This window comes from Exiguobacterium sp. EA-TM-5, assembly GCF_053878415.1.
Genome location: NZ_CM132670.1, coordinates 755,123 through 769,296 on the forward strand (window position 1 = coordinate 755,123; position 14,174 = coordinate 769,296).

General features: G+C 47.1%; 15 protein-coding genes. 8 read left to right on the plus strand and 7 right to left on the minus strand.

All coding sequences use genetic code 11. The features are described 5' to 3' along the window. Positions 1-42 precede the first annotated feature (42 nt). The 4 genes from ACV3PA_RS04060 to ACV3PA_RS04075 form a co-directional block, all read right to left on the minus strand. Complete coding sequence (locus tag ACV3PA_RS04060; RefSeq protein ID WP_456125948.1) at positions 43-1,047, minus strand: FecCD family ABC transporter permease; 1,005 nt, start codon at positions 1,045-1,047, stop codon at positions 43-45. Further along, positions 1,047-2,048 (minus strand): FecCD family ABC transporter permease, encoded by a 1,002-nt coding sequence (locus ACV3PA_RS04065; RefSeq protein WP_456125675.1) that lies wholly within the window; start codon positions 2,046-2,048, stop codon positions 1,047-1,049. Before ACV3PA_RS04065 ends, ACV3PA_RS04060 begins: the two co-directional genes overlap by 1 nt. A 78-nt stretch (positions 2,049-2,126) precedes the next feature. Next, complete coding sequence (locus ACV3PA_RS04070; protein WP_456125676.1) at positions 2,127-3,038, minus strand: iron-hydroxamate ABC transporter substrate-binding protein; 912 nt, start codon at positions 3,036-3,038, stop codon at positions 2,127-2,129. Positions 3,039-3,041: 3 nt separating this feature from the next. Continuing rightward, positions 3,042-3,833 carry an ABC transporter ATP-binding protein gene (locus ACV3PA_RS04075; RefSeq protein ID WP_023469594.1) on the minus strand — a complete coding sequence of 264 codons (792 nt, stop codon included), beginning with the start codon at positions 3,831-3,833 and terminating at the stop codon, positions 3,042-3,044. Positions 3,834-4,016: 183 nt separating this feature from the next. Between ACV3PA_RS04075 and ACV3PA_RS04080 the strand changes: the two genes are divergently transcribed. The 4 genes from ACV3PA_RS04080 (at position 4,017) to ACV3PA_RS04095 (ending at position 7,336) form a co-directional block, all read left to right on the plus strand. Then, a complete protein-coding gene (locus tag ACV3PA_RS04080; RefSeq protein ID WP_053454469.1) occupies positions 4,017-5,069 on the plus strand; it encodes an NAD(P)/FAD-dependent oxidoreductase in 1,053 nt (350 codons plus the stop codon). A 185-nt stretch (positions 5,070-5,254) separates the two neighbouring features. Beyond that, entirely contained in the window at positions 5,255-6,550 is a 1,296-nt protein-coding gene (locus tag ACV3PA_RS04085; protein WP_456125677.1) for a cation:dicarboxylate symporter family transporter, read from the plus strand. Between the two features lie 181 nt (positions 6,551-6,731). Then, positions 6,732-7,019 (plus strand): hypothetical protein, encoded by a 288-nt coding sequence (locus tag ACV3PA_RS04090; RefSeq protein WP_456125678.1) that lies wholly within the window; start codon positions 6,732-6,734, stop codon positions 7,017-7,019. Positions 7,020-7,039: 20 nt separating this feature from the next. Continuing rightward, positions 7,040-7,336: a DUF2089 family protein gene (locus tag ACV3PA_RS04095; protein WP_053454466.1), complete on the plus strand. Its 297-nt coding sequence runs from the start codon at positions 7,040-7,042 to the stop codon at positions 7,334-7,336. 41 nt (positions 7,337-7,377) lie between these two features. Here the strand turns inward: ACV3PA_RS04095 and ACV3PA_RS04100 are convergent, their stop codons facing one another. Further along, positions 7,378-7,611 (minus strand): DUF4305 domain-containing protein, encoded by a 234-nt coding sequence (locus tag ACV3PA_RS04100; protein ID WP_053454465.1) that lies wholly within the window; start codon positions 7,609-7,611, stop codon positions 7,378-7,380. A 21-nt stretch (positions 7,612-7,632) separates the two neighbouring features. Then, positions 7,633-8,325: a CPBP family intramembrane glutamic endopeptidase gene (locus tag ACV3PA_RS04105; protein ID WP_053454464.1), complete on the minus strand. Its 693-nt coding sequence runs from the start codon at positions 8,323-8,325 to the stop codon at positions 7,633-7,635. 220 nt (positions 8,326-8,545) lie between these two features. On the opposite strand from ACV3PA_RS04105, the gene groES reads away from it, so the two are divergent. From groES to ACV3PA_RS04125, 4 genes are all read left to right on the plus strand, one after another. Beyond that, the gene (groES, locus tag ACV3PA_RS04110; protein ID WP_023469587.1) at positions 8,546-8,830 is read left to right on the plus strand and encodes a co-chaperone GroES; all 285 of its coding nucleotides are present in this window, start codon (positions 8,546-8,548) and stop codon (positions 8,828-8,830) included. Positions 8,831-8,862: 32 nt separating this feature from the next. Beyond that, on the plus strand, positions 8,863-10,503 hold the full coding sequence (groL, locus tag ACV3PA_RS04115) for a chaperonin GroEL (protein WP_029342811.1): 1,641 nt from the start codon (positions 8,863-8,865) through the stop codon (positions 10,501-10,503). Between the two features lie 138 nt (positions 10,504-10,641). Then, positions 10,642-11,262 (plus strand): LysE/ArgO family amino acid transporter, encoded by a 621-nt coding sequence (locus tag ACV3PA_RS04120; protein WP_456125679.1) that lies wholly within the window; start codon positions 10,642-10,644, stop codon positions 11,260-11,262. Positions 11,263-11,298: 36 nt separating this feature from the next. Then, on the plus strand, positions 11,299-12,237 hold the full coding sequence (locus ACV3PA_RS04125) for a HEAT repeat domain-containing protein (RefSeq protein ID WP_053454462.1): 939 nt from the start codon (positions 11,299-11,301) through the stop codon (positions 12,235-12,237). 99 nt (positions 12,238-12,336) lie between these two features. Here the strand turns inward: ACV3PA_RS04125 and ACV3PA_RS04130 are convergent, their stop codons facing one another. Beyond that, entirely contained in the window at positions 12,337-14,127 is a 1,791-nt protein-coding gene (locus tag ACV3PA_RS04130; protein WP_456125680.1) for an LTA synthase family protein, read from the minus strand. Positions 14,128-14,174: the final 47 nt, after the last annotated feature.

Sequence of the window (14,174 nt, forward strand, 5' to 3'; positions counted from 1 at the left end):
CGCATCAATCAGCGAAAGACGCTGTTTGATGCGGATTTTTGATTATTTTTTTAACAAAAGATAGATGAAGTACGGTGCGCCGATCAAGGCGACGACGATACCCGCTGGTACGCCATCCGGTCCAGCGATGTTGCGTCCGATCGTATCAGCGAATGCAAGCAACCAGCCACCGAGCAACAGGGCAATTGGCAGGAAAAATTGATGTCGTGGTCCAACAAGGGCGCGGGCGATGTGTGGCGCCATCAGACCGATGAAGGAAATCCCACCTGTCACGGAGACAGCAGCAGCAGCGAGCGCGACGGCCGTCAACAGGAGCTGGATCCGTTCCTTTTCAATCGCGACCCCGACACCGATCGCGACCGGTTCATTCAAGGCAAGCAGATTGAGCTTATTCGCCTTATAGAACGTCAGCGGAATCAAGACGAGTAACCACGGTAAGAGCGAATAGACGAAAATCCAGTCCGTGCCCCAGATGTTACCGGCAAGCCACTTGGCGATGAAGTCGACCTTTTCCCGACGCGTCGATGAAATCAAGATGACCATGATGCCGGATAACGCCATCGAGAAGCCGACACCGGTCAAAATCAAGCGGATCGGTTGGAGTCCTTGGACACGGTCGTACGAGAACAGATAGATCGCTGTTGCGGTTACGAGTGCGCCGAGAAAGGCAGCAATCGGTAACAGGTAAATGAATGATCCGACATCGGTCGGGAAGTACAGGAAGAACAAGGCGACGGCGACGCCAGCACCCGTGTTGATACCGATGATACCCGGGTCAGCCAGTTCATTTCGGGTGATTCCTTGTAAGATCGCACCCGATAAGGCGAGCGCCATCCCGGCCAAGACGGTGATGAGCAAGCGTGGCAGACGGAGCGAATAGAGGACGAATTCCTCTTTGAACGACCCGTTTCCAAGTAACGTCGGGAGCAGACGATCATACGATAGCGATGCGGGTCCAAGACCGATGCTGACGATGAGTGTGGCAATCAATAGTGCCAGTAACGTCCAAAACGTCAGTTGCTGGCGACGTCGTAAGCGAGATTCCATCATGAGAAAGCACGCCCTCCTTTCCGAACAATCAAGAGGAAGAACGGTAGTCCGAGCATCGAGACGATTGCGATGACCGGAGTCTCATAGGGCGCATATAATGTCCGTCCGATCGTATCAGCAAGCAACATGAATGTCGCACCGAAGATCGCGGTCATCGGCAGGATGAACCGATAGTCCGTCCCGACGATTGCGCGGACGATATGCGGAATCATCAGCCCGATGAACGCCATATTGCCGACGAGTGCTACGGCAGCACCCGCAAGCAGGATGACGACGACGTAAAGTACCGCCTTGATGCGCTGGATATTCTGTCCGAGTCCGAGCGCGACTTCTTCCGATAGACTAAGAATCGTCAATTGTCGTGAGAAGATGAACGCAATCACGATTCCAATCGCAATGACCGGAGCGATGACTTGGAGTTGTCCCCAGGTCGAACCGACGAGTCCGCCAGACGTCCATTGGGAGACGTCTTGAGCAATCTTGAAATAGATCCCAACCCCTTCGGCAATTGCATATAGAAAAGCGGAGATAGCGGAACCAGCAAGTACGATCCGGAGCGGCGAGAAACCACCTTTTTTTGAAGCCCCGATTCCGAAGACAAGTGCTGCTCCAAGAGCTGCTCCGACGAAACACGCAAGCATGATGCCGAAGTAGTCAATCTTCGGGAACAGGACGATGACGAGCGCGAGTGCCGCGTTCGCACCTGCTGTCAGACCAAGCAAACCGGGATCAGCAAGGGGATTCCGTGTCATCGCCTGCATGATGGCACCAGAGACACCAAGTGCTGCCCCTACGAGGATGGCTGCCAGTTCGCGAGGTAAACGGATTTCTTGGACGATTTTTGCTTTTTCATTTAACGGTCCGAACGTCAAGGCATTCCAGACTTCGCGTATTGTCGTATCGGCAGCGCCAAACGTCATCGCGATCCAGAACATCCCTAAAAAGAGGACGAGACCGATTGTGATTTTAATGCCGAACGGAATTCGACCAGCTGACATGAATGTCGCCTCCATTTCTGATTCAGGGAGTAAGCCGCAAAAAAAGGGAGGGATCCCGCAGGTTCCCTCCCTTATTCATTATGCGCCAAGGAAACTTTTCTTGAAGAACTCGAGTTGACGTTCTAGCGTGAGAGGATCGTTGAAGTAGAACTCCTTCGAATCGACTTCGAAGACACGATCGTTTTTGACAGCTGGAATGTTTTTGAACGTATCCGTTTTTGTAAATGAGTTGTCTGCTTCCGCACTCTTGCTGAAGACGAGGTAGTCACCTGCGTATTCAGGAAGGACTTCTGGTGACAACGCGTAGTATCCGTCTTTTAATGCCATCTTCGTAACTTTATCTGGCATTTTCAACTTCATCTCTTGATAAAGAATCTCTGTTCCACGACCCCAGTTGTTGCCGAAGACGTAAAGTTGTTTATCGAAGCTTTCGATGACAGACACGGTTGTATCTTCACCGATTTTTGCTTTGATGTCTTTACCGGCAGCAGCAGCGCGTGTTTTGAAGTCTTTGACCCAGTCACGTGCTTCTTGTTCTTTGTTGAGCAATTTACCGATTTCGATATGTTGCGTCAAGTAGTCGACTTTTCCGTATGTGTACGTGACCGTCGGCGCAATCTTTTTGATTTTATCGAGGTTTTTCGTTGTCGAGTAGCCGATGATCAAGTCTGGCTCGAGTTCGATGATTTTTTCAACGTTCTCTTCCGAAACTTCCGTTACATCTTTGAGCTTGTCGAACTTCGGATTCGCTTTTGACCACGAATCGACACCAACGACAGGTACGTCGAGTGCCATGACGTTGCCGGCGAACCCTGCGAGGACAACGACACGTTTTGGATTAGCCGGAACTTTGATGTCACCGTTCTCCGACTTGTACGTGATTGTCTCGTTTTTCGAACCAGATGCTGCATCGTCCTTCTTCTCTGTATTGCCACACGCTGCGATGACGAGTGTGAGAATGAGTAAAACCGGTAAAAGTAGTTTCTTCATGATTCAATCTCCCTTAATTAAGTTGTAGGTGATACACATCGGCTTGTTCGTCCGCGGATCGCGTCCGATTTCAGCGTCGATATGGAATACTTCTTGTAAGACATCTTTTGCGATGACTTCCTCGCACGTCCCGGCTTTGACGACTTCGCCGTTTTTCATGGCGATGATGTAGTCGGCGAAGCGTGCCGCTTGATTCAAATCATGTAAGACCATGACGATCGTCCGTCCTTCGGTCCGGTTGAGATGCTCGAGTAGCTCGAGCACCTCGAGTTGGTGGGCGAGGTCGAGGTAAGTCGTCGGCTCATCGAGGAAGATGATGTCCGTCTCTTGGGCAAGTGCCATCGCAATCCAGACCCGTTGACGTTGACCACCCGACAACGCGTCGACCGGACGATGTTTGAACGCCATCGTATCCGTTGCTTCGAGTGCCCAATCGATGATCTCGTAATCGTGTTTCGTCAAGCGTCCGAATCCTTTTTGATAAGGGAAACGACCGTATGAGACGAGCTCTGCGACCGTTAGACCACTTGCACTTTCCGGAGTTTGTGGCAGAATAGCCATTTTCCGAGCAAGCAGCTTCGTGCTTTCCTTCGCGATATCGAGACCATCGAGCAACGCACGTCCCGATTGATGGGGAATAATCCGTGTCATCGCTTTCAGCAAAGTCGATTTACCGCATCCATTCGCACCGATGATCGTCGTAATCTGACGATCGGGAATCTGGACGGATAAGTCTTTGACGATGGGACGATCACCGTAGCCGATATTGATTTCTTCTGTTGCTAGACGTACCATGAGCGACGACTCCTTCGTTTTCTCTCCGTTTTCACTGATAATGATTATCACTATCGTCTCACTAACCATACCAGTCCCATAAAAACGCTGTCAACATTTTTTCTTGTGTTCAAGAGATGTTCACGTTATCATGAGGGAGTGAGAATGATAATCAATAACAATCGAGGATGAGGAGTGAGTGAGATGAGGGAACAAGAGTTGTTCGACGTAACGATCATCGGTGGAGGACCAGCAGGGTTATATTCGACGTTCTATAGTGGTCTTCGGGGTATGAAGACGAAATTGATCGAGTATCAAGCAGAACTCGGAGGAAAACTGCACGTCTATCCGGAAAAGATGATCTGGGACGTCGGTGGACAACCGCCGATCACCGGTGAAAAACTCATGGCTCAACTCGTCGAACAAGGATTGACGTTCCAACCAACTGTTCAATTGAATGAAAAGATCATCTCGATTGCAAAAGACGTCTTCGGAAACTTCGTCTTAGAAGCCGAATCGGGTCGGATTCATTATTCGAAGACGGTCATCGTCGCAGTCGGTGGGGGAATCCTCAATCCACAAAAATTAAAAGTCGAGGGCGCGGAACGCTTTGAAGTCTCGAACTTGAACTATACCGTTAAATCGATTGAACGCTTTAAAGGAAAGACAGTCATCGTATCAGGTGGTGGGAACTCGGCGATTGACTGGGCGAACGAGCTCGAACCGGTCGCAAAAAAAGTCTACGTCACGTATCGCCGAGATTGTTTTTCAGGGCACGAGGCGCAAGTCGACCAGCTCGTCAAAAGCTCAGCTGTTTGCCTCTTGAACACGACGATTCACAAGTTGATCGCAAGTCCCGATCATCAACGGATCGCGTCGGTTGAATTGATCGACTGTCAAACGGATGAAATCGTTGAGATTCCGATTGATGAAGTCATCATCAATCATGGGTATGAACAGGATGCGGCCTTGCTTGACGCCTGTGATCTAGATATCGCACGGGCTGATGATTTTTACATCGCTGGAAATGCGGCGAGTGAATCGAGTGTACCGGGTTTGTATGCAGCAGGAGATATTCTTTCGCACGACGGGAAAGTCCATTTGATCTCGGGTGCCTTCCAAGATGCGGCAAACGCCGTCAACCGAGCGAAACGTTTCATCGAACCGGAAGCACCAAAAGTAGCGATGGTCTCGTCACACAATGAAGTCTTTAAAAAACGCAACCGCGCGTTGATTGAGGAACGCGTCAATCAATAATATTGAATAATGTTAAAACGTCCAAAATGCTTGGAAACAAGCGGATTTTGGATGTTTTTTTGTATATATTTCGTTTTTGTACTATAACAGGAGGATTTGACAATGTGCTGTATTTAAGACAAAATTCTAGTTATGTTCCACTACATGTAGGATACAAGTAAGACGGATGTATAAGGAGGAAGAGTATGACAACTACGAAACGTAAGCCAATTGGCCTTGCCTGGCAGATTTTAATCGGCTTGATTCTCGGGATCACAGTCGGTGGTGTATTTTATGGGAATCCCCATGTCGCGGAGTGGCTCAAGCCAATCGGTGACATCTTCATCCGGATGATGAAAATGATTGTCGTCCCAATCGTCTTCACGACGATCGTCCTCGGTGTCTCATCGGTCGGTAGCCCGAAAAGTCTCGGGCGTCTCGGTGTTAAGACGCTCGGTTACTTCACGATCGTGACGATGATTGCCATCTTCACGGGATTATTTGCAGCAAATCTGATTGAACCGGGTGCTGGTATCAATATGTCGACACTCGATAAAACGGATATCTCATCGTATGTCGCAACAGAAGAAACGACAAAAGACGAAGGACTCGTCGAAAAAATTGTCAACATCGTGCCGACGAACATTCTCGATGCGATGGTCCGCGGGGATATGCTTGCTATTATTTTCTTCTCAGTCTTATTCGGACTCGGTGTCGGTTTTGCAGGAGAGAAGGGTCAACCGGTCATTCGTTTCTTTGAAGGTGTCGCAGCGGCGATGTTCAATCTCGTTAACATCGTTATGAAGTTCGCACCGATCGGTGTCTTTGCCTTAATCGGTGTGACAGTCTCGACGTTTGGGATTGACTCGCTTGGTTCGTTATTTAAGCTTATCGCGACATTATATGTCACTGCTCTTCTCTTTATGGTCATCGTCTTCGGTGGCATCATGAAGTGGGTTGGTGTTCGGGTATCGGACTTCGTCCGAGTTTTCAAAGATGAATTGCTACTGACGTATTCGACAGCCTCTTCAGAAACAGTTCTTCCACGAATCATGGAAAAATTGGAGAAGATGGGCGTTCCGAAATCAATCGTCAGCTTCGTCGTACCGACGGGTTATTCGTTTAATCTCGATGGATCAGCACTCTATCAAGCGCTCGCAGCTTTGTTCATCGCGCAGATGTACGGCATTGATCTTTCGATTGGGACTCAAATCACACTCGTCTTCGTCTTGATGCTGACATCAAAAGGGATGGCTGCCGTTCCAGGCGTCTCATTCGTCGTGTTACTTGCAACACTCGGTACGGTCGGTATCCCGGCAGAAGGACTTGCTTTCATCGCGGGGATTGACCGAATCATGGATATGATGCGCTCGGTCGTCAACGTGACAGGAAACACGCTTGCTTCACTCGTCATCGCGAAGTGGGAAGGTGTCCTGGACGAAGACCAACTCGAGACGTTCATGTCGACAGAAGGTAAAAAAGACGACGTTCGCAGTGCGTGATCGTCGTAAACAAAAAGAAGGACTGATTCGTCAGTCCTTCTTTTTTTCGTCCCTGAAAATAGATTAAAGTAGATTGTTTTTAAATAAAACCTCTTATTTTTGATTATATTTAAAAATATGTTGAATATTATTAATAAAAAAGTTAATATTATTTATATAACCATAGGGGAGAGGCGATAGGATGCAAATGGTAGGAATCGTCATTGGTATTGTCACGGTCTGTATCGTACAATTTTACTTAGCGAGACGTGGAAGACTCTTTAGTCTCATCATTCCAGCCATCATCATCGGTCTCGGAATTTACTGGTATTACGGAACAGGACCACACACATCGGATCGAGAATCAGTGATTCGGATGGGGACGTTTGCCGGCATATGTTTGATGATCTCAATGGCTGAGATGGGTATTGATACGCGCCGCAAACAATTGAAGCGTGAGAAAGAGCGGATGGAGATTCAAGATTTGTAAGAGAGAAGTGAGGGAACACGATGGAACGACAAGACGTACCTGCTTGGGTACTGGCACTTGAACAGGAGCATCTCGAGTTCATCCGGAAGTTCGTCTTAAGCTCCGGTTCATTGAAGGACATGGCAAGCGCCTATCAAGTGTCTTATCCGACCGTCCGAGCGAAGTTGAACCAGTTGATCGAGCGAATTGATTCGGTGCAACAGGAAGATGTCGAATTCGTCAATATGATTAAGAATTTGGTCCTTGATGAGCGGTTAAGTCTCGATGTGGCAAAAACGATCATCGATTCTTACCGCAAAGGACAAGCGAAGGAATAAACCAAAAAACGAGATTTCCGTGTGACGGAAATCTCGTTTTTTTATTGTTTGTCGTTCTTTTTGTCTTGTTCCTTCTTGATCATCTTCTTTGCTGCTGAGCGGAAGCGGAAAATCAGGTAGAGACGATAGAAGTCGATTGCGGCGAACAACGTCAGGAGGATCGTCCAGAAGTTGAAGACCGTTCCTGCCTCGACTGAGTTGTTGTAGGCGAGGAACATAAAGAGAACACCGAAGATGGCATAGAACACTGCCATGAAGTTCGAGCTTTGACGCATGAAAACACGACCTTTCGTAAATTAAGACATCGCGTAGATGGCGAGTACGACGATTCCGTTGTTAAAGACATGAATGGCGATTGGAGCAAGGATCCGGCGCGTCTTGACGAAGACGAGCGAGAAGACGAAACTCATCGCGACATAGATCAAAAACTTGTTATCTTGGTGGATCAGGGCGAATAAGCCACCCGTCAGGATGAAGCTAAAGAAGAAGCCGAGCTTCGATGAAAGATTGCCGAACATGATGTGCCGGAACAAGAACTCTTCCATGATGGGTCCTAGCAAGACGACCATGACTTGTAAGAGTGGGATGACTTGGATTGCTTGGATGATCTGATCCGTATTTTGTGATTTCGCGACATTCTCAATTCCACCTGCCATCCAGGCATCGATTAAGTTGACGCTGATCAAGAGTGCATACAGGAGCGCAATCCCGATCCCGATCCATTTTAAGGTATCCATCGGATCGGTTTGACGTCCTTCTGCCTTCCACTTTTGCCAATCAGGGCGTAAGCAGTAGTAGGAGACGATGACGGCAACCGTGAAGCCGATCGCAAGCCACCAACCGGCGACGTCAGCAATGATGTTCTTCGGCAGGAAATACTGGAACGAACCCGGAACCAATTGGACGATCAGATAGATGATGATCGGAATGACGTGACGCTTTTGCCATTTCTCCGCCATCAGGAAAGGCAGACTGATTGGATTTTTCATCGTACAGGACACAACTCCTTTGTAATGAAGGTACTGTCCCGATTGTAACAAACAAACGGTCCGGGCGCACGATTGACGATGATTCAAAGGTGTCGATTTCGGGAAAACGGATAAAGGTTCAGGCTTGAATTCAGGAGAGAAAGCGTATAAGATAAAAATATGTTAGCACTCAACGAAAGTGAGTGCTAAAAAACAGTCATTTTCAAGGAGGATGTTTCGCATGTTAAAACCACTTGGTGATCGCATCGTGATCGAAGTCGTTAAAAAAGAAGAAACAACACTCGGAGGAATCGTTCTTCCTGGGTCAGCGAAAGAAAAACCACAAGAGGGTAAAGTTGTCGCTGTCGGTACAGGCCGTGTGACAGAGCAAGGCGTACGTGTACCACTTGAAGTGAGTGTCGGAGATCACGTCATCTATGCACAATATGCCGGTTCGGAAGTCAAAGTCGACGGCAATGAATACTTAATTTTACGCGAAAGCGATATTTTGGCAGTAGCCGAGTAATTCAGTCAATCATCTAAAGGGGGATTTCAGTCATGGCAAAAGAGATTTTATTCAGTGAAGAAGCACGTCGGGCAATGCTCCGCGGGGTCGACGCATTAGCGGATGCAGTCAAAGTCACGATCGGACCAAAAGGACGCAACGTCGTCCTCGAGCGGAAGTTCGGTTCACCACTTATCACGAATGATGGTGTGACGATCGCGAAAGAAATCGAACTCGAAGATCACTTCGAGAACATGGGTGCAAAACTCGTCGCAGAAGTTGCCTCAAAAACGAATGAGATTGCAGGGGATGGTACGACAACAGCGACAGTCCTCGCACAAGCGATGATTCGGGAAGGTCTCAAAAACGTCACAGCGGGCGCAAACCCGATGGTCATCCGTAAAGGAATCGAAAAAGCGGTCCGTCGTGCTGTCGAAGAGTTGCATACAATCGCTAAACCGATTGAAGGTAAAGAAGCGATTGCACAAGTCGCAGCCATCTCAGCAGCAGACGAAGAAGTCGGTCAATTGATCGCAGAAGCGATGGAACGTGTTGGTCAAGATGGTGTCATCACGATCGAAGAATCACGTGGCTTCACGACAGAACTCGACGTCGTCGAAGGGATGCAGTTCGACCGTGGTTACGCGTCACCATACATGATCACGGATTCAGATAAGATGGAAGCGGTCCTTGAGAACCCTTATATCCTCGTCACGGACAAAAAGATCTCGAACATCCAAGAGATTCTTCCGGTGCTTGAGCAAGTCGTTCAACAAAACAAACCACTCTTGATCATCGCGGAAGACGTCGAAGGTGAAGCACTCGCAACACTCGTCGTCAACAAACTCCGTGGTACATTCAACGCGGTAGCAGTCAAAGCACCAGGCTTTGGTGATCGTCGGAAAGCGATGCTTGAGGATATCTCGATCGTCACAGGCGCAGAGTTGATCACAGAAGACCTCGGTCTTGATCTGAAGGAAACACAAATCACGCAACTCGGTCGCGCCTCAAAAGTCGTCGTTTCAAAAGACAACACGACGATCGTCGAAGGACACGGACACGGGGATTCGATCGAAGCACGCGTCGGTACGATCCGTGCGCAAATCGAAGAGACGACAAGTGACTTCGATCGTGAGAAATTACAAGAGCGTCTTGCGAAACTCGCAGGTGGCGTAGCAGTCGTCAAAGTCGGGGCAGCAACGGAGACAGAGCTCAAAGAACGTAAGCTCCGGATTGAAGATGCACTCAACGCGACACGTGCAGCGGTCGAAGAAGGTATCGTCGCAGGTGGGGGAACAGCTCTCATTCATGTCACGAAAGCTGTCGAATCGATTCTGTCGGTTTCAACAGGCGACGAAGCGACAGGTGTCAACATCGTTCTTCGTGCACTTGAAGCACCACTTCGTCAAATCGCGGAAAACGCGGGTCAAGAAGGTTCGGTCATCGTTGAGCGTCTCAAGCACGAAGCACCAGGAATGGGCTACAATGCGGCAACAGACGAGTATGTCGACATGATCGAGACAGGAATCGTCGACCCAGCGAAAGTAACGCGTTCAGCACTTCAAAACGCAGCATCAGTTTCAGCGATGTTCTTAACAACGGAAGCAGTCATCGCCGATAAACCAGAACCAGCTGGATCTGCTCCTGCAATGCCTGATATGGGCGGTATGGGTGGAATGGGCGGAATGATGTAAGCTATTTTCGTCTTAAGTACCGAATCCTAGTAAATAGGGTTCGGTACTTTTTGTTTGCAATAGTATACTTAATATTTGGAAGAATTACATACAGCGTATTCCTCACATTTAAGAATAAGAAGAGAGGTCGACAATTAAGTGAATGAAATTTTAAAAGGCATAGTAACGTCAGGTACGCTCATCGTCGCAATCGGTGCCCAAAACGCGTTTGTTCTTAAACAGGGTTTACTGAAAAATAATATTTTCTGGGTAGCGCTAGTATGTTTCTTATGTGATGTGTTGTTGATGTGTACAGGTGTACTAGGCGTCGGTACTGTTATTAAGAATAATACGTTTGCAAATGTTGGTCTTGCGATTATCGGAGGACTATTTTTACTCTTATACGGATTCAAATCTTTCCGTAGTGCATTTTCGTCATCACATACAATTGATATTTCAACAAATCCTAAAGTCATCCCCATTCACAAAACGATCTTACTCACATTAGCAATTACACTTTTAAATCCACATGTGTATTTAGATACAGTCGTCGTGATAGGTGGAATAGCTGGAACTTTGACATTTGATCAAAAAGTTAATTTCTTGATCGGAGCACTGATTGCCTCATTTGTCTGGTTTTTCAGTTTAGGATACGGAGCGAGATGGTTAATTCCTATCTTTAAAAAACCAAAAGCTTGGAAAATATTAGATTTTGGAATAGGATGTTTGATGTTTTGGCTATCGTATCAGTTGATTCGGTTTGCTTTAGAAAAAAGTTGAAAAGATATTTAACGGAATAAGGAGCAACTGAAAAATATGAAGGATGATGAGATTCTAAATGTAGTTGAACAAATGTCTGAAGAAGAGTACCTCTACAATGAAGAATTGAAGTGCTATACGAACGAAGGCTCACCATCTGACTTAGCGTATGAAAGAGTGAGTCAATTGAAGGGTGCGAATATGCTTCCAATATTGAACACTTTACTCGACAAAGTAAAACAAGCAGAAAAAAAACAACATCTTTATTTTATGATTGGAACGATTGGTGTGAATTCAAGAGATATTCGTGCAGGTATGTTATTACTTGAGAAACTAGAGCAGGAGACAAAGCCAATATTTCTCGAAAGCATTTTAGAAGAACTAGCAAAACAACAATACATCTATGATGCAGAACAAATTGTAAAATACGTAGACGATTCTCGGTCGTCTGTTCGAGAGGCTGCGATTCAAGCATTACGAGTGTGTCGAGGTGAAGTAGCAGAGGATGCATTAATTCGTTTGATTACGACATCAAATAACTCTTTTGATGTCGTGAGTGCTAATTTTGTTTTAGCAACGATTGGAACAGAACGAGCCGTTCCTTATTTGATTCCTTTGTTAGATCATTCTCGAGGCGACGTTAGGCATTCGGCTCTAGCTGCACTGAGTGAACTTGGAAATGGATTAGATCTTTCGATATTTTTGCATGGACTAAAAGATCGATCCAGCAATGTGAGAGAGTATGCGTTGGTCGCAATTGAGCGACATGGTAATGAAGTAGCGATTGAACCGGTAATCAAACGTTTACAAACATTGTTGAAGCAAACGCGACAAATACAAACGGATGAAGTCCTGATCGCTCTTCGATTTTTATATCGCTATCAGCATTCCTGTCAGACGATTCCTAAACTATTTCATTGGATCATTCAAACAAAAAGAGGGGTCTTGTTTGACGAAGAATGGCAATGGCTCGAAGATCATTTTACTTGCTACTGATGGATTCGTAAAAGTAACGCAACGAATAAACAAGCCTGACTAATCATGAGACATGAACGAAGTCAGGCTTGTTTATTATGAAAATTAGACACGATGTGATTAATTCAGTTCGTTCTCTTCGATGATCTTATCCGACAGTTTTAACTGTTTACTCACATCTTTGACCTGATTCCGACAGAACTTCATCTCGACCTTTTTCTCAGTCTGTACATCATAACAAGTGCCTTCGCCTGATGCTTTCGTCAAATCCGCTTCATAGTAATAGTCTTTATAGCGGAACGAACCATCACGGAAACCTGTCAGATTCGGCTTGTCGTCGATGAGGGATTGTCCCATCATATAGGACGTTTTGAGATTCAACAGATCAATGATCGTAGGTGCGATATCAATTTGTCCGCCATTCTCTTTCATGACCCGACCGGTTTGCTGGTCGGGTTTTTTGATGAAGAGTGGGATGCGTCGTTCGAGTTCGAAAGCTGCTACTGGAGACGAGACATCTGCTTTTTTGCGCATCTCACTGCCTTCATTGACGAGTCCACTATCGTGATCGCCATAAAAGATGACGAGGGACTGATCCCAAAGATCGCGTTGTTTCAACTCGTCGATCATCTTTCCGATACCAGTATCGACGTAATGAACGGTTTGGTAATACCGTTTCAGCATCGGATCCTCATAGCCGGACAGATCAAGCTTCTGGTCTTCCTTGTCGATCTCATACGGCGTATGACTCGTCAACGCGACTAAAAACGAGAAGAACGGTTCTTGCAGCGTCTTCATGTGATCAATCGATTCGAGGAAGAATTGTTGATCGTTTAGCGCCATCCCGATTTTCTTCTCTTTTGAATAATCCTTTTGACTGAAGAAGTGCTTAAAACCGATGTTCTTGTAGACATCGTCACGATTCCAGAAGCCTTTTTCATAGGCATGCATCGCGGCCGTATCGTATCCGTTTTTCTCAAGCAATGCAGGAAGTGGCTCGAATTCATTCGTTGGATATTGCGTATAGACAGAGCCTGATTTTAATGGATAAAGTGAGGTGTTCGTAATGAACTCGGCGTCCGAAGTTCGTCCTTCATGCGTCTGGTGGTAGAGCGACGAAAAGTAGAGCGATTCCTTCTTCAACTGATTCAGGTTCGGCGTTACTTCCTCGCCATTGATGGTCTGGTCGATGACAGAAGCCTGGAACGACTCAAGCTGCACCAAAATGATATTCGGCGTCTGCTTCGCACCGGTCGGATTCGTCTTCTCCTTTTGATTGATGCGCTGTTGTTCCTGTGCCGTTAGTCCGTCGCTCGGTCGTCCGGTCACACCTTTGAACACATCCCACCCGTGGTATCCCCAGAAACCAAACAGGTAGTAGTCACGCATATCGGAGATTGTTGCCGTTGGTTGACGATCTTCCGTTAGCGTCCGGTACGTCAGCAGTGAAGCAGACAAGACGATGCCACTAATTGCGAGTAGCCCAGCCGTCCGGCGTCGTGTTTGCTTCGTCGTCACTTCTGGTCGTTTGCGGAAGACAAAGAGTAGTAGTACGAAAATCAAACTATCAGCGAACAAGAGGAAATCTTGCGGTACGATCAAGGCGGTAAAGCCGCTGCTGACGTCACTCATCTGCGTCATCTGTGAGAGGAGCGAGACGGAGAGGAAGTCCTCGAAGTAACGGTAGTACCACATGTCGGAAGCAAGCAAGAAACTATGAGCGAGCAGCAAACCGAGCCAGACCCAGCGGCGTTTATTCCACGGAATCAGTAACGTCCAGCTCGACAGGATCAGTATCCCGGCCAGGTTCATGAGTGTTAAATGGAGCGAAAGATCGGTCTTTGTAAAGTAACTAAACAGCATGAACTTCAGCATGCCGAGTAACAGATAAAGGGTGTAGCGAATCGCCATGGTCAGTACTCCTTACGTGTGTCGTCACACGTTCTTTACCCTGAACG